Annotated in this window: 12 protein-coding genes; 7 read left to right on the top strand and 5 right to left on the bottom strand. The window is 57.5% G+C overall.

All coding sequences use genetic code 11. The features are described from left to right. Nucleotides 1–2: 2 nt before the first annotated feature. Entirely contained in the window at nucleotides 3–2,120 is a 2,118-nt protein-coding gene (gene rlmKL, locus J2Y91_RS15885) for a bifunctional 23S rRNA (guanine(2069)-N(7))-methyltransferase RlmK/23S rRNA (guanine(2445)-N(2))-methyltransferase RlmL (protein ID WP_133624014.1), read from the bottom strand. Between the two features lie 135 nt (nucleotides 2,121–2,255). Between rlmKL and J2Y91_RS15880 the strand changes: the two genes are divergently transcribed. Continuing rightward, nucleotides 2,256–3,368: a YcbX family protein gene (locus tag J2Y91_RS15880; protein WP_133624015.1), complete on the top strand. Its 1,113-nt coding sequence runs from the start codon at nucleotides 2,256–2,258 to the stop codon at nucleotides 3,366–3,368. 23 nt (nucleotides 3,369–3,391) lie between these two features. On the opposite strand, the gene J2Y91_RS15875 is transcribed toward J2Y91_RS15880, so the two are convergent. Continuing rightward, nucleotides 3,392–3,937 (bottom strand): cell division protein ZapC, encoded by a 546-nt coding sequence (locus J2Y91_RS15875; protein ID WP_048916504.1) that lies wholly within the window; start codon nucleotides 3,935–3,937, stop codon nucleotides 3,392–3,394. Nucleotides 3,938–4,123: 186 nt separating this feature from the next. Continuing rightward, complete coding sequence (gene pyrD / locus J2Y91_RS15870; RefSeq protein WP_133624016.1) at nucleotides 4,124–5,134, bottom strand: quinone-dependent dihydroorotate dehydrogenase; 1,011 nt, start codon at nucleotides 5,132–5,134, stop codon at nucleotides 4,124–4,126. Between the two features lie 258 nt (nucleotides 5,135–5,392). Here pyrD and ssuE point away from each other — a divergent pair, with 258 nt between their 5' ends. The 5 genes from ssuE to ssuB are packed head-to-tail and all read left to right on the top strand — an operon-like array spanning nucleotide 5,393 to nucleotide 9,668. Beyond that, a complete protein-coding gene (gene ssuE, locus J2Y91_RS15865; RefSeq protein WP_048916506.1) occupies nucleotides 5,393–5,944 on the top strand; it encodes an NADPH-dependent FMN reductase in 552 nt (183 codons plus the stop codon). A 14-nt stretch (nucleotides 5,945–5,958) separates the two neighbouring features. Beyond that, the gene (locus J2Y91_RS15860) at nucleotides 5,959–6,918 is read left to right on the top strand and encodes a sulfonate ABC transporter substrate-binding protein (protein WP_133624017.1); all 960 of its coding nucleotides are present in this window, start codon (nucleotides 5,959–5,961) and stop codon (nucleotides 6,916–6,918) included. Nucleotides 6,919–6,933: 15 nt separating this feature from the next. Beyond that, nucleotides 6,934–8,079, top strand: coding sequence for an FMNH2-dependent alkanesulfonate monooxygenase (gene ssuD, locus J2Y91_RS15855; protein ID WP_099754052.1), 1,146 nt, complete (start codon nucleotides 6,934–6,936; stop codon nucleotides 8,077–8,079). A 9-nt stretch (nucleotides 8,080–8,088) separates the two neighbouring features. Then, nucleotides 8,089–8,880, top strand: a complete 792-nt coding sequence (ssuC, locus tag J2Y91_RS15850; protein WP_048916509.1) for an aliphatic sulfonate ABC transporter permease SsuC — start codon at nucleotides 8,089–8,091, stop codon at nucleotides 8,878–8,880. Continuing rightward, nucleotides 8,877–9,668: an aliphatic sulfonates ABC transporter ATP-binding protein gene (gene ssuB, locus J2Y91_RS15845; protein WP_048916510.1), complete on the top strand. Its 792-nt coding sequence runs from the start codon at nucleotides 8,877–8,879 to the stop codon at nucleotides 9,666–9,668. The genes ssuC and ssuB overlap by 4 nt, the downstream gene beginning before the upstream one ends. A gap of 52 nt (nucleotides 9,669–9,720) precedes the next feature. Here ssuB and J2Y91_RS15840 read toward each other — a convergent pair whose 3' ends face one another. Together J2Y91_RS15840 and pepN are read right to left on the bottom strand one after the other, a co-directional pair. Beyond that, nucleotides 9,721–10,752, bottom strand: coding sequence for a Gfo/Idh/MocA family protein (locus J2Y91_RS15840; RefSeq protein WP_133624018.1), 1,032 nt, complete (start codon nucleotides 10,750–10,752; stop codon nucleotides 9,721–9,723). Between the two features lie 169 nt (nucleotides 10,753–10,921). Then, complete coding sequence (gene pepN, locus J2Y91_RS15835) at nucleotides 10,922–13,540, bottom strand: aminopeptidase N (RefSeq protein WP_133624019.1); 2,619 nt, start codon at nucleotides 13,538–13,540, stop codon at nucleotides 10,922–10,924. A gap of 263 nt (nucleotides 13,541–13,803) precedes the next feature. Here pepN and pncB point away from each other — a divergent pair, with 263 nt between their 5' ends. After that, nucleotides 13,804–15,009 carry a nicotinate phosphoribosyltransferase gene (gene pncB / locus J2Y91_RS15830; RefSeq protein ID WP_048916515.1) on the top strand — a complete coding sequence of 402 codons (1,206 nt, stop codon included), beginning with the start codon at nucleotides 13,804–13,806 and terminating at the stop codon, nucleotides 15,007–15,009. Nucleotides 15,010–15,156: the final 147 nt, after the last annotated feature.

Here is a 15,156-nt window from a genome sequence, read left to right as displayed (position 1 = left end):
ACTTATTCCTTACCGGCGTGAGTAATCAGCCAGCAGTTGTGAATTTGACGGTTACGGGCGAAATCCTGAGACTGGGTTTTCGCAGTGATTTCGGTTGCAGCCAGACCCAGTGCTTCGAGTCCGGCGAGATCCATTTTGAAACCGCGCTTATTGTTCGAGAACATCACGGTGCCACCTTTGCGCAGAATACGCTTCAGATCTTTCATCAGATCGAGGTGATCGCGCTGCACATCGAAGCTCTCTTCCATACGTTTGGAGTTGGAGAACGTGGGTGGATCGATAAAGATCAGGTCGAACTGTTCATCGGCATCGCGCAGCCAGCTCAGGCAGTCTGCCTGCATCAGGCGATGCTGACGGCCGGAAAGCCCGTTCAGGCGCATGTTGCGCTCCGCCCACTCCAGATAAGTGCGGGACATATCAATGGTCGTGGTGCTGCGTGCGCCGCCCAGACCGGCGTGCACGCTGGCGCTGCCGGTGTAGGCGAAGAGGTTCAGGAAGTCTTTGCCCTTGCTCATCTGGCCCAGCATTTTACGCGCAATACGGTGATCGAGGAACAGGCCGGTATCGAGATAATCCGTCAGATTAACCCAAAGTTTGGCGTTAAATTCGCCCACTTCGAAGAAATCGCCCTTTTCGCCCAGCTTCTGGTACTGGCTTTTCCCTTTCTGCTTCTCGCGGGTTTTCAGCACCAGCCGGTTGGCCGGCAGTTCCATCACGCTGAGCGTGGCAGAAATCACATCGAACAGACGCTGACGCGCTTTGCCCGGATCGATGGTTTTTGGCGGTGCGTACTCCTGCACCACCACCCAGTCGCCGTAGCGGTCGACAGCGACATTATAGTCTGGCAGATCGGCATCATAAACGCGGTAGCACTCGATCCCTTCCTGGCGCGCCCACTTATCGAGCTTCTTGAGGTTTTTGCGCAGGCGGTTGGCGTAATCATCCGCCAGCTGCCCGGCCGCAGCACCCGTCGGGTTCTCTGCCAGCTGGTAGTTTTTCTGCACGCAGTCCAGCGGACCGTTTTTCGCTTTGAACTGGCGATCGGCACGCAGCTGCAGGCAGCTCAGCAGTTCCGGCGAGGCGCTGAACAGCGACAGGTTCCAGCCGCCAAAGTGCGTCTTCATCAGGCGCCCGAGCTGGCCGTGCAGGGCAATCAGCGCCGGTTCGCTGTCCAGCCGTTCACCGTAAGGGGGGTTACTCAGCACGGTGCCGGTGCTGCCCTGTCCCAGCGGATTGGTCAGCTTCAGCACATCCTGGGTAGTAAACTCGATCAGCTCCGAAAGCCCGGCGTTACGGGCGTTGGCACGCGCACGTTCGATCACGCGCGAATCGTTGTCGTAACCGTAAAAGCGTGACGTGGTGGCCTGCACGCCTTTGGCCGCGCGCTCGTGGGCATCGCGCGTCACATCGCTCCACAGCGGCTGGTTAAACTGACTCCAGCCGGTAAAGCCCCAGTGCTTACGCTGTAATCCCGGCGCACGATCGCAGGCGATCATCGCCGCTTCAATCAGCAACGTGCCGGAACCGCACATCGGGTCAACCATCGCCGTACCCGCCTGCCAGCCGGAACGCACCACGATAGCCGCTGCCAGGCTCTCTTTCAGCGGTGCCTGGCCGGTCTGCTGGCGATAGCCGCGCTGATGCAGGCCCTCACCGCTAAGATCCAGCGCAATGCTGGCGGTGTCTTTATTCAGCCAGACGTTGACGCGGATGTCCGGCTGCTCGCGATCGACATTCGGGCGCGGCAGATTTTTACGCGTAAAGCTGTCGACGATGGCGTCTTTTACTTTTAGCGCGCCGTACTGGCTGTTGCGGATCACCTCGTTCAGGCCGCTGAAGTGCACGGCGAAGGTTTTATCGCTGCCGAACATCGCCGGCCAGTCAATGGCCTGCACGCCGAGGTAGAGATCCAGGTCGCTGTAAACGCCGCATTCGGTTAATGGCAGCAGAATACGCGAAGCCAGACGGCTCCACATCAGACTCTGGTACATCAGACGATCGTCGCCCTGGTAATGTACGCCGCCCTGGACTACCTGGCAGCTTTGCGCTCCCAGGGCTTCCAGTTCACTTTTTAACAGCTCTTCGAGCCCACGCGCCGTACTGGCAAACAGAGAATTCATAGCGTCACTTATCGTCATCAGAAAATTGCTGCGCATTATAGCTAATCATGGCGGCATGTCATAAAGTTAGCTTCTTTTGCGGCAGAAACCCTGCAAATAGCAGGGAGGGTCGGCCCGGCGCGAGGGAGAATCGCCATGATCAGTTTGTCACGTCTGTTTGTTCATCCGGTTAAATCAATGCGCGGCATGCAGGTTTCCCACGCTCAGGCACTGGCCTCCGGGCTGGCATTTGACCGTATTTTTATGATCACCGATACGGATGGCACCTTTATTACTGCCCGCCAGTATCCGGAGATGGTGCTGTTTACTCCGGCACTTATCGTTGACGGCCTGCATCTCAGCGCCGCGGATGGCAGCAGCGCCAGCGTGCGTTTTGCTGATTTCCATAACGATCCGCAAGCTACCGAAGTCTGGGGCAATCAGTTTACCGCGTTAATTGCTCCGGACAGCATCAATCAGTGGCTGAGCGGCTTTTTTCCGCGCCCGGTGCAGCTGCGCTGGGTCGGTCCGGAGATGACGCGCCGGGTGAAACGCTTTGAGCGGGTCCCGCTCGGTTTTGCCGATGGTTTTCCTTTTTTGCTGGTGAATGAAGCCTCGCTGCACGATCTGCAGCAGCGCTGCCCGGCAGGGGTAAGAATGGAGCAGTTTCGCCCAAATCTGGTGGTCAGCGGCGCCAGCGCATGGGCGGAAGACGGCTGGGCATCGCTAAAAATCGGCGAGATTATCTTTGATGTGCCCAAGCCGTGCAGCCGCTGCGTGTTCACCACCGTCAGCCCACAGCACGGGCGTAAACATCCAACCGGACAGCCACTGGCCACCCTGCAAACCTTCCGCAGCGCGCTGGACGGTAGCGGTGACATCGATTTTGGCCTCAACCTGATTGCCCGCAACAGCGGCGTCATGCGCGCGGGCGATGCCGTGGAAATTTTAAGCACGCATACCCCGCGAGCCTACGGTGCGGGTGACGTCACCGAAACCCTGGATGTTGCCCGCAAGGCTGCGCAGCCGGTGGCGATCAGCTGGCAGGGTCAGCATTTTACCGGCAATAATCAGCAGGTGTTACTGGAACAGCTGGAAATGCAGGGGATCAAAGTGCCTTATTCCTGTCGTGCCGGGATCTGCGGCAGCTGCCGGGTCACGCTGGTCAGTGGAGAAGTTCAGGCAATGAAGCAGGGCGCGGAGCGCAAAGAGGACGGGACGGTGCTGAGCTGTAGCTGCATCCCATCCGGCGATCTGGTCTTGCGTTAGATGAGATTAACCTGCGCGGGGAGTTATACCGCGCGGGCGAAATTGATATCGTCGTTGTTAACCTGAGGCAGCAAGCGGTCATGCATGATTTTAATCGCATCACCCAGCACCATACCACGACCGGCTACCGTCAGCTGCGGCTGTGCCACCAGGCATAGTGCGGCACTGTCACCCGACTCGACCACCAGCAAACTGCCCTGCTCACCGCTTTCAGACACCTTCACGCACACCAGTTCACCCTCTGCCGGGCGCCAGCTTCCCTGAGGATGAGTATCAAAATGCCAGCTTTTCGGCATCAAAGGCTTAAGGAAACGCGTGGCGACCAGCGCGTTTAGCACCAGCTCAGCGCGCTGATCGGCATTCAGCCCACAGTGGCGGCAGCGTTCATCAAAGGTGAAAAACAGCGCGGCATCGTCAACACAAAAACCAGAAACATCAAAGGCATCAGGCGTTAACATCTTGCGTGGGAAACGCGAACGGAACAGCATACCATCAGCCAGATCGAGCATCATCCGGTCATGTTCTGCGTCAAAAAACCAACGCCAGTTATCGTCTGGTTTTATCCTCATGATGGTTCCTGTATTAATACTTAGTAACATACGGCCGGGGCGTTTAATAACACTTCCGGAAATCAGAACGCGCTTTTAAGCACCCTGCGCACTCTGCTAAAAACTGAATAATCAGTGAACAGAACAAAATATAAACGAGCCTGCGGCGAAAATAAAGCCCCAGGCTTATTAATGGGCAGAAATGTCTTAGATATTGCTCACAATTTCCTTTATCAAAGGCGGACCTTTGTAAATAAAGCCGGAATATATTTGCACCAGTGAGGCGCCTGCCGCCATTTTTTCCCGCGCCGAGACCAGTGAATCAATACCTCCCACGCCAATAATCGGGATGCGCCCCTGCAGCTCACTGGCAAGGCGGCGGATAATTTCCGTGCTGCGCGACTGTACCGGACGGCCGCTTAAGCCCCCAGCTTCATCCGCGTGCTTCAGCCCTTTTACCAGCTCGCGATCGAGCGTGGTATTGGTGGCAATCACGCCGTCAATATTGTGACGCAGTAAACTCTCCGCCACCTGGATCAATTCCTCTTCAGAAAGATCCGGTGCGATCTTTACCGCCACGGGAACATATTTATGGTGGATCTGCTGAAGATCATTCTGACGGGTTTTAATCGCCGCCAGCAAATCATCCAGCGCTTCGCCATATTGTAAAGATCGCAGTCCCGGGGTGTTAGGGGAGGAAATATTGATGGCGATATAACCGGCGTATGGATAGATTTTATCCATGCAGATTAAATAATCCTCTTTGCCCTGCTCGACCGGGGTGTCTTTATTTTTGCCAATATTAATGCCGAGGATGCCGTCAAAGTGGGCCTTTTTGACATTTTCCACCAGGTTATCAACGCCCAGATTATTAAAGCCCATGCGGTTAATGATCCCCTCCGCTTCAACCACGCGGAACATACGCGGCTTGTCATTACCCGGCTGCGGGCGCGGCGTTACCGTACCGATCTCAATGAAGCCAAATCCCATGGCACCAAAGGCATCAATGCATTCGCCGTTCTTATCCAGCCCTGCGGCCAGGCCCAGCGGGTTCTTAAATGTCAGCCCCATACAGGTAACGGGCTTAAAGGGAAGAGACTGGCGGATCAGGCCGGTAAAAGGGGTGCCGGAAAGGCGGATCAGCTGCTGCAAGGTCAGGTCATGCGCACGCTCAGGATCGAGCTGAAACAGCGCCTTACGAACGAAAGGGTAATACATGGTCACTCCTGAGGTCCCGATGGAAAATCGGGGTCGTATTATCCGGGTTTAGCGGCGTAAAGGGAAATGACCTGGCGCAAAAGCCGCTAAATAAATGACGATTATTTTAGCGCGTGCTCATCCCTGCCACCGCTATATGTCAAAAACAGCATAAATTTGCCGGATAAATCATTTAAGCCACATAGCGCGCTCTGTCAGGATGAGCCTATCGGTTCTTGAATTTGGTTAATCAATAACTTTTGGTTATAAGGAGAGGTTATGCGCGTTATTACTCTGGCTGGTAGTCCCCGTTTTCCTTCACGCTCCACCGCACTGCTGACCCTCTGCCAGCAGGCATTGGAAAAACGCGGCGTCGAGGTTATTCCGTGGAATCTGCATAATTTCCATCCTGAAGATCTGCTTTACGCACGCTTTGACTCCCCTGCCCTGCTGGCATTAAAGGAAGACCTGGAGTCTGCGGATGGATTTATTGTCGCCACGCCGGTGTATAAGGCGTCATTCTCCGGCGCGCTGAAAACGCTGCTCGACCTGTTACCGGAGCGCGCGCTGGAACATAAAGTTGTGCTGCCACTGGCAACTGGCGGTACCGTCGCCCATCTGCTGGCGGTCGACTACGCGCTGAAACCGGTGCTGAACGCGCTAAAAGCGCAGGAAGTGCTGCACGGCGTGTTCGCGGATGACACCCAGATTACCCATTATGACCGCCAGCCTGAGCTGTCGCCGCTGCTGGCGGAGCGCCTTGCCGAAGCGGTGGATACCTTCTGGCATGCGCTGGCCCGACGCCATCAGCCGCTGGCCGCTGCGGTTTAATCAGGGAGAGAAAGATGACGCTGTTTTCACGGATACTCGCCACCGTTATCGCCGCCGGGCTGATCTCATCCAGCGCGCTGGCGGCGGAAAGCAAGGATGCCCCTGCACAGGTGCGCATCGGCTATCAGAAAGGGTCAGTCAGTATGGTGCTGGCAAAGTCCCACCAGCTGCTGGAAAAGCGTTTTCCACATACGCAAATAAAGTGGGTTGAGTTCCCTGCCGGGCCGCAGATGCTGGAAGCATTAAACGTCAACAGCATCGACCTCGGTAGCACCGGTGATATTCCGCCAATTTTTGCCCAGGCTGCCGGGGCGGATCTGCTGTACGTCGGTTCCGAACCGCCAAAGCCGAAATCTGAAGTGATTCTGGTACGCGAAAACAGCCCGCTAAACACCGTTGCCGACCTGAAGGGGCATAAAGTTGCCTTCCAGAAAGGTTCCAGCTCACACAATTTGCTGCTGCGCGCACTGAAAGAAGCAGGGCTTGGATTTAACGATATCCAGCCTGCCTTTCTGACGCCTGCCGATGCACGTGCTGCGTTCCAGCAGGGGGATGTTGATGCCTGGGCTATCTGGGACCCCTACTATTCAGCAGCGATCCAGCAGGGCGGCGTGCGCGTGCTGAAAGATGGCAGCACGCTGAATCTTACCGGTTCGTTCTATTTAGCTACCCGTCCGTTTACCGAGAAAAACGGCGCATTTCTGCAACAGGTGCTCGACACCTTTAGCCAGGCCGATGCGCTGACCCGCAGCCAGCGCGAGCAGAGCGTGGCGCTGCTGGCAACGGCGATGGGCCTGCCAAAGACGGTTATCGCCACCTATTTTGACCATCGCCCACCTACCGCGATCGGTCTGGTGAGTGACAAAACCGCCGCTGCCCAGCAGGCGACCGCCGACCTGTTTTACAGCAGCCATTTAATGCCGGTTAAAGTCGATATTTCCAGCCGCATCTGGCATGGCCCGACAGCCCACTGATTGAGGAGCAACGCAATGAGCCTTTCCGTTTTCTGGTTTCTTCCCACTCATGGTGATGGGAAATATTTAGGCACCGACGAAGGTGCGCGCCCGGTGGATCACGCCTATCTGCAGCAGATCGCTCAGGCTGCCGACCGCCTGGGTTTTGGCGGGGTGCTGATCCCGACCGGCCGCAGCTGTGAAGATGCCTGGCTGGTTGCCGCTTCGCTGATCCCGGTGACGCAGCGTCTGCGTTTCCTCGTGGCGCTGCGCCCTGGCGTCATCTCACCCACTCAGGCCGCCCGCCAGGCCGCTACGCTGGATCGTCTCTCCAACGGCCGTGCGCTGTTTAATCTGGTCACCGGCGGCGATGCCGAAGAGCTGGCGGGCGACGGCGTGTTTCTTGACCACCGCGAGCGCTATGAAGAGTCCGCCGAGTTTACCCGCGTCTGGCGCCGGGTACTGGAAGGTGAAACGGTCGATTACGAAGGAAAACATGTACATGTGCGCGGGGCGCGGCTAATGTTTAAGCCGGTTCAGCAGCCGCGACCGCCGCTGTGGTTTGGCGGTTCGTCAGAGGTGGCGCAGGATCTGGCCGCCGAGCAGGTTGATGTCTACCTCACCTGGGGTGAACCCCCTGCGCAGGTCAAAGAAAAAATTGAGCAGGTGCGCGCCAAAGCTGCGGCGCAGGGGCGCAAAGTGCGCTTCGGCATCCGTCTGCATGTGATTGTGCGTGAAAGCAACGAAGAGGCGTGGCAGGCAGCGGACCGTCTGATCTCTCATCTGGATGATGCCACCATTGCCAAAGCCCAGGCGGCGCTGGCGAAAACGGATTCGGTCGGCCAGCAGCGCATGGCGGCCCTGCACGGCGGTAAGCGCGATCGGCTGGAAATCAGCCCCAACCTGTGGGCAGGCGTTGGCCTGGTGCGCGGCGGTGCAGGTACGGCGCTGGTCGGTGACGGCCCGACCGTTGCGGCCAGGATGCAGGAGTATGCCGACCTCGGCATTGAAACCTTTATACTTTCCGGCTATCCGCATCTGGAAGAAGCGTATCGCGTTGGCGAACTGCTGTTCCCGCACCTCGATCTTGAGGTGCCAGAGGTACCGCAGCCGCGCGTGATTAAGGCGCACGGTGAAGCCGTTGCCCATGATTTCGCCCCGCAAAAAGTCTCACAGAGTTAGAGGTGGTGTATGAGTAGAGCGGTAAAACGTATTGGCAATGGCCTGCTGCCTTGGGCGCTGCCGATCCTGCTGGTGGTGGTGTGGCAGATTGCATCGACGGTCGGCTGGCTGTCGACGCGTATCCTGCCGTCGCCGGAATCGATCGTGGTCACTTTCTGGAATTTATCCGCCAGCGGTGAGCTGTGGCAGCATCTGGCGATAAGCAGCTGGCGTGCGGCGATTGGCTTCAGCATCGGCGGCTCAATCGGCCTGGTGCTGGGATTGATCACCGGCATGTCGAAGCTGGGTGAGCGCCTGCTGGATACCTCGGTGCAGATGCTGCGAAACGTGCCGCACCTGGCGCTGATCCCACTGGTGATTTTGTGGTTCGGCATTGATGAGTCCGCCAAAATCTTCCTGGTGGCATTAGGGACTCTGTTTCCCATCTACCTCAACACCTATCACGGCATTCGTAATATTGACCGCGGGCTGGTGGAAATGGCGCGCAGCTACGGCCTTTCCGGCTGGAGCCTGTTTATTCAGGTGGTGCTGCCCGGTGCCCTGCCCTCCATTATGGTCGGCGTGCGCTTTGCGCTGGGTCTGATGTGGCTGACGCTGATCGTGGCAGAAACCATTTCGGCCAACTCTGGCATTGGCTACCTGGCGATGAACGCTCGCGAGTTCCTGCAAACGGATGTGGTGGTGGTAGCGATTATTCTTTACGCCCTGTTGGGTAAACTGGCGGACGTCAGCGCGCAGCTGCTGGAACGTATCTGGCTGCGCTGGCACCCGGCGTATCAACTGAAAGAGGAAAACGCATGAGCGAGTTAACGCCGTCTCCGGCGCGTCTCAATGCCGGTACGCCGCTGGTGATCAACGGCGTCAGCAAGCAGTACAACAATCGTACGGTGCTGAATAATATCGACCTGCACATCCCGTCCGGCCAGTTTGTGGCGGTGGTGGGCCGCAGCGGCTGCGGCAAAAGCACCCTGCTGCGGCTGCTGGCCGGGCTGGAAAAAAGCAGCAGCGGCGAACTGCTGGCGGGCAGCGCACCGCTTAATGAAGCGCGCGAAGATATCCGCCTGATGTTCCAGGATGACCGCCTGCTGCCGTGGAAAAGCGTGATTGATAACGTTGGCCTGGGTTTGAAAGGCAAAGCCTGGAAGGAGCAGGCGCTGGCCGCACTGGATGCGGTTGGCCTGGCTGACCGGGCGAAAGAGTGGCCTGCGGCGTTATCCGGCGGCCAGAAACAGCGCGTGGCGCTGGCGCGTGCGCTGATCCACCGCCCCGGCCTGCTGCTGCTGGATGAACCTCTCGGCGCGCTGGATGCCTTAACCCGTATTGAAATGCAGGATCTGATTGAGTCACTGTGGCAGCAGCATCACTTTACCGTGCTGCTGGTGACGCATGACGTCAGTGAAGCGGTAGCGATGGCCGACCGCGTGCTGCTGATTGAAGAAGGCAATATCGGGCTGGACCTGCTGGTTGACCTGCCGCGCCCGCGCCGTAAAGGTTCGGTCAGGCTGGCAGAGCTGGAAGCGGAAGTGCTGGACCGGGTGATGAAGCGCAAGCCGCTGGCGGAAGCCGAAAAGCAGTATGCCCAGCGCTGATAACGCGCTGGCAGAGTGAAAACGGGTTCTCATCTTGAGAACCCGTTTTTGTTCAGGGCTCGGTCAGCGTTACCAGCCTGCCTTCCTTCGCGCTTAACAGCGCCGCATCCAGCACTTCCAGGGTGCGGATCGCCTGTTCACTGGTCACCGGCGGCTCGGTGCCATCGCGCACTGCGGCGGCAAAAGCTTCGTAGTAAGCGTGATAGCGCCCCTGCTCTGACGGTACCCGCTCCTCACCTTTATCGGTGCGCAATGTCCCCCACAGTGCTTCAGGCTCATAGCCCCAGCCGGCCAGGTCGTCTGCTGGTTTCTTGCCGGCGAAAATTGCCGTTGCCTGCACGTCAGAACTGTTCGCCAGATAGCTGCCCTTGTCACCATATAACCGCAGTTCGCGGCTGGCGAGGTGGTTCAGCTTGCTGGAGGAGATGTGGGAATGCACGCCGCTGGTGTGCATCAGGGTAATCACAAAGCTGGCATCCGTTGGCCCCTCCGGGCGCTGGATGATGTCGGTCTGGGCGAATACCGACTTCACCGGCCCGAGCAGCCACACCGCCTGATCGACCAGGTGGCTCCCCATGTCGCGCAGCAGGCCGCCCATTTCACCGCCGTCCAGCGTTAACGGGTCATCAAGATCCATACGGTTGTGCAGCCGCCACGGCTTGCCGACGCGCTGCTGCTCCATCACCTTGCGCAGGGTCACGATATCCGCATCGAAGCGACGGTTGTGGTAGATGCCCAGCACCACGCCTTTTGCTTGCGCGGCGGCGGCCAGTTCACGCCCGGTTTGCGCATCAGGTGCAAAGGGCTTATCGGCAATCACCGCCACCCCCGCGTCGATAGCTTGCAGAACCAGTTCACGACGGGTTTCAGGCGGGGTGGTAATGGTGACAATGTCGACTCCGGCGGCGAGCATCGCCGTCAGGCTGGGGTAAACCGGCACCTCGGGGAAGTCCGCTTTGACGCGCGCGACAGTTGCCGGTGCGCGCGCCACAATGCCCGCCAGCTCAACTCCCTGCGCGGCGCAAATATAGGGGGCATGGAAGTACTGGCCGCCCGTAGCATATCCGACCAATCCAATTTTCATCTGTCATCCTCGTTGTTGAGTGCGCAAGCAACATTCGTCAGCATGTTACGATTATGTTGCTCTTTGCTACCGTTGGCAAATGTTGCATTTGAGGCAATAACATCCAGAAAATAGTAAAAAAAACCGGGCAACTGCCCGGTTTGGTTTTCGCTGAGGATGAAACTTAAGTTCAGGCGTTGAGCGCCTTGGTGATCTTCTCGAACAGATCGCCGGAGAGTTTATCCAGCCCTTTTAACTGCTCCAGCGCGTTGCGCATCAGCTGCTGGCGGGTGCTGTCGTAACGCTTCAGGCGGATCAACGGTTCGATCATGCGTGCCGCAACCTGCGGGTTGCGGGTATTAAGATCGGTGAGGATCTCCACCAGGAACTGATAGCCGCTGCCGTCAATGGCATGGAAAGCGGACGGGTTAAGCTGGGCAAATGCCCCGACCAGTGAGCGAATACGGTTCGGGTTGCTGAGGGTGAACGAACGGTGGTTCAGCAGCGCACGTACCTGCGTCAGCACATCGGCCGCCGGGCTGGTAGCCTGCAGCGCAAACCATTTGTCCATCACCAGGCCATCCTGATGCCAGCGCTCGTCAAAGGCCGCCAGCAGATCCGCACGGCACGGCAGCTGCGCACTCACGGCCGCAGCCATCGCGGCCACGCTGTCGGTCATATTATTGGCTTTTTCGAACTGGGCTTTCACCAGCTTATTGGCCAGCTGCGCATCACCAAACGCCAGGTAGCTCAGGCAGACATTTTTCAGCGCGCGCTTGCCCATATCTGCGTGCTCAACGCGATATTCCGCCGTCTGGTTGGCGTAGTAGACCGCCAGCAGCTCATCGGCCAGCTCGGTTGCCAGCGTGCGCACCAGCGATTCACGTACGACCGCATTGGCGGCCGGGTCGATCACCTCAAACAGCTCGGCAATCTCATTTTCTGATGGCAACGTCAGGATTAACGCCATCAGGGCAGGATCGGTATTCTCCTCCAGCAGCACGGCACGGAAGGCATCCGCCACGTGCAGCGGCAGTGACAGCGGCTGTCCCTGCTGCTGGCGGGCAACGTTGATTTTGATGTGGTTAGCCATCAGGCTCTGCGCCGCATCCCAACGGGCAAAGTCATTACGTGCATGGCGCATCAGGAAGGTCAGCTGCGCATCGCTCCAGTTGTAATCGAGTTTTACCGGCGCTGAGAATTCACGCAGCAGTGACGGCACCGGCTGGAAATGGACGTTATCAAACACAAAGGTCTGGAACGATTCGGTGACGTTCAGCACATGATGGACCGGGTGGCCATTGTGCTGTAGCGGGATCACCTTGCCTTCACCATCGTACAGTTCGATATCCAGCGGAATATGCAGCGGCAGCTTCTCTTTCTGGTCAGCGGTCGGCGGGGTCATCTGAGTGACGTGCAGGCTGTACTGTTCCAGCTCCGGGTTGTAGTCGTCACGAATCGACAGCACCGGCGTACCGGACTGACTGTACCAGCGGCGGAACTGCGAGAGATCAACGTTGGAGGCATCCTCCATCGCCTGCACGAAGTCATCACAGGTGGCGGCGCTGCCATCATGGCGTTCAAAGTAGAGCTGAATACCTTTCTGGAAGTTTTCCTCGCCCAGCAAGGTATGCATCATGCGGATAACTTCTGAACCCTTCTCATACACTGTCAGAGTGTAGAAGTTGTTCATCTCGATCACCTGTTCCGGGCGGATCGGGTGCGCCATCGGGCTGGCATCTTCGGCAAACTGTGAACCGCGCATCACGCGCACATTATCAATGCGGTTAACCGCGCGCGAACCCAGGTCAGAGCTGAACTCCTGATCGCGGAACACCGTCAGCCCCTCTTTCAGGCTGAGCTGGAACCAGTCACGGCAGGTGACGCGGTTGCCGGTCCAGTTATGGAAGTATTCATGGCCGATCACCGCCTCAATGCCGAGGTAATCTTTGTCGGTCGCGGTTTCAGCCTTAGCCAGCACGTATTTGGAGTTAAAGACGTTCAGGCCTTTGTTCTCCATCGCGCCCATATTAAAGAAGTCGACGGCAACGATCATAAAGATGTCGAGGTCGTACTCCAGTCCGAAGCGCTCTTCATCCCACTTCATGCTGTTTTTCAGCGAGGTCATCGCCCAGTCAGCGCGGTCGAGATTGCCGCGATCGACGAAGATCTCCAGCGCCACATCGCGGCCGGAACGGGTTTTGAAGCTGTCGCGCAGCACGTCAAAATCACCCGCCACAACCGCAAACAGATAGCAGGGTTTCGGGAACGGGTCGTGCCACTTCATCCAGTGACGGCCATCTCCCATCTGACCACCGTCCACGCGGTTGCCGTTGGAGAGCAGATAAGGGTAGAGCGCCTGATCGGCAATAATCGTGGTGGTAAAGCGCGCCAGCACGTCCGGGCGGTCCAGATACCAGGTGATGTGGCGGAAGCCTTCGGCTTCACACTGGGTACACAGCGCTTCGCCGGACTTGTACAGCCCTTCCAGCGCGGTGTTTTTATCCGGGTGGGTCTCATTGACGATTTTCAGAGTGAAAGCATCAGGCAGCTGGGTTAACACCAGCGCGCCCTCTTCCAGACGGTAGTGCTGCCACGGCTGCTCGTCGACATGCAGCGACACCAGCTTCAGGTCTTCACCGCCGTCAAGACGCAGCTCCGCCGTGCTGGCACCCAGACGTTTAATCTGGCTGATAGCGGTGACCTGCGTGGTGCTGGCATCAAGGTTAAAAGTCAGATCGATATCGGTAATGGTGTAATCCGGGGCACGATAATCATGGCGATTTTTGGCTTGCGGCAGTTGCGTCATAAGTCCTTCTCACGTCGTAATTAGTTAACCTTTTCAAGTCTATTCCTGTTATGCCCTGGTTGCCACGTAGAATCGACGACAATTGGCGCCATTGCCTGAAAATGGTACATCTCATTAACAAACGCCGCGCTCTTCCTCATCCCGACTAGCCGAATTGTGCTGTGATCGGCTTCACTAAATGAGTATTCGGGTTATACTCCTGCGACTTTTCTTTTATTTGAACCAGGGATAACGCTCTTCGCCAGAGGATGCTGAAACGCACCATGACACGACACGCTTCCCCGATTTTGACCACGCTTTTAGATACCGATGCTTATAAACTCCACATGCAGCAGGCTGTGTTTCATCGCTATTACGATGTCACCGTCGCCGCCGAGTTTCGTTGCCGTGGTGACGACATGCTCGGCATCTATGCTGATGAGATTAACGAGCAAATCGCGTCGATGGCTTCGCTGGTACTGAGCGACGACGAGTTTGCGTATCTCTCTGGCCTGCCCTTCTTCAAGGCGGACTACCTGAGCTGGCTGCGCACCTTCCGCTACGATCCGCGCCAGGTGAGCGTGCGCAACCATCACGGCAAGCTGGATATCCGTATCAGCGGGCCGTGGCGTGAAGTCATCATGTGGGAAGTGCCGCTGCTGGCGCTGATCAGTGAAGTGGTGCATCGTCACCGCTCACCTCTGGTGACGCCACAGATGGCGGTCGACAAGCTGAAGAGCAAGCTGGTGCAGTTTGCCGACCTGACGGCGGATCTCGATATGTCGCGCTTCCGTCTGATGGACTTCGGCACCCGCCGCCGCTTCTCTCACGATGTGCAGCTGGCGATTGTCAGCACGCTCAAGCAGGATTTTCCGTGGCTGGTCGGGTCGAGTAACTATGAAGTTGCGCGTCAGCTGGGTATTGCCCCGGTCGGCACTCAGGCGCACGAATGGTTCCAGGCGCATCAGCAGATCAGCCCAGTGCTGGCTAACAGCCAGCGCGCTGCACTGCAGGCCTGGCTGGAGGAGTATCCGGACCAGCTGGGCATTGCGCTGACCGACTGCATCACTATGGATGCTTTCCTGCGCGACTTCGGTCGTGGGTTTGCCACCGCTTACCAGGGGCTGCGCCATGATTCTGGAGACCCGTTTGAATGGGGCGAGAAAGCCATTGCCCACTATCAGCAGCTGGAATTAGACCCGCAGAGCAAAACGCTGGTGTTCTCCGATAATCTTGACCTGGATAAAGCCGTGGCGTTATATCGCCAGTTTGGTCAGCGTATAAATGTCATTTTCGGCATCGGTACGCGCCTGACCTGCGATATTCCCGAGGTAAAACCGCTTAATATTGTCATCAAGCTGGTGGAGTGCAACGGTAAGCCGGTCGCTAAACTTTCCGACAGCCCGGGTAAAACTATCTGTCAGGATAAAGCCTTTGTCCGCGCCCTGCGCAAAGCTTTCGATCTTCCGCTGGTCAAGAAAGCCAGCTAACAGTTTCCAGGGGCCAGACCCGTGCTGGCCCCTGATAGCCCCATCCTGTTAATAAATCTCTCCCGCTTCCGGGAATTTCTCTTGTTTCTCCTCGTCTGGCAAGTAACATAGCAAGACCCTAATTTCGGGGTTATTCAGATTAATAGT

Source organism: Erwinia aphidicola, assembly GCF_024169515.1.
Classification (GTDB): domain Bacteria; phylum Pseudomonadota; class Gammaproteobacteria; order Enterobacterales; family Enterobacteriaceae; genus Erwinia; species Erwinia aphidicola.
Note: the sequence above shows the minus strand (reverse complement) of the source record. Positions and strands in the feature narration are given on the sequence as shown.

Bases quoted from the DNA above. Each gene is read 5' to 3' on its own strand.
- ssuD (WP_099754052.1), top strand. From the start codon at position 6,934: ATGAGCCTTTCCGTTTTCTGGTTTCTTCCCACTCATGGTGATGGGAAA.
- ssuC (WP_048916509.1), top strand. From the start codon at position 8,089: ATGAGTAGAGCGGTAAAACGTATTGGCAATGGCCTGCTGCCTTGGGCG.
- J2Y91_RS15875 (WP_048916504.1), bottom strand. From the start codon at position 3,937: ATGAGGATAAAACCAGACGATAACTGGCGTTGGTTTTTTGACGCAGAA.
- J2Y91_RS15880 (WP_133624015.1), top strand. From the start codon at position 2,256: ATGATCAGTTTGTCACGTCTGTTTGTTCATCCGGTTAAATCAATGCGC.
- rlmKL (WP_133624014.1), bottom strand. From the start codon at position 2,120: ATGAATTCTCTGTTTGCCAGTACGGCGCGTGGGCTCGAAGAGCTGTTA.
- ssuB (WP_048916510.1), top strand. From the start codon at position 8,877: ATGAGCGAGTTAACGCCGTCTCCGGCGCGTCTCAATGCCGGTACGCCG.
- ssuE (WP_048916506.1), top strand. From the start codon at position 5,393: ATGCGCGTTATTACTCTGGCTGGTAGTCCCCGTTTTCCTTCACGCTCC.
- J2Y91_RS15860 (WP_133624017.1), top strand. From the start codon at position 5,959: ATGACGCTGTTTTCACGGATACTCGCCACCGTTATCGCCGCCGGGCTG.
- pepN (WP_133624019.1), bottom strand. From the start codon at position 13,540: ATGACGCAACTGCCGCAAGCCAAAAATCGCCATGATTATCGTGCCCCG.
- pncB (WP_048916515.1), top strand. From the start codon at position 13,804: ATGACACGACACGCTTCCCCGATTTTGACCACGCTTTTAGATACCGAT.
- pyrD (WP_133624016.1), bottom strand. From the start codon at position 5,134: ATGTATTACCCTTTCGTTCGTAAGGCGCTGTTTCAGCTCGATCCTGAG.
- J2Y91_RS15840 (WP_133624018.1), bottom strand. From the start codon at position 10,752: ATGAAAATTGGATTGGTCGGATATGCTACGGGCGGCCAGTACTTCCAT.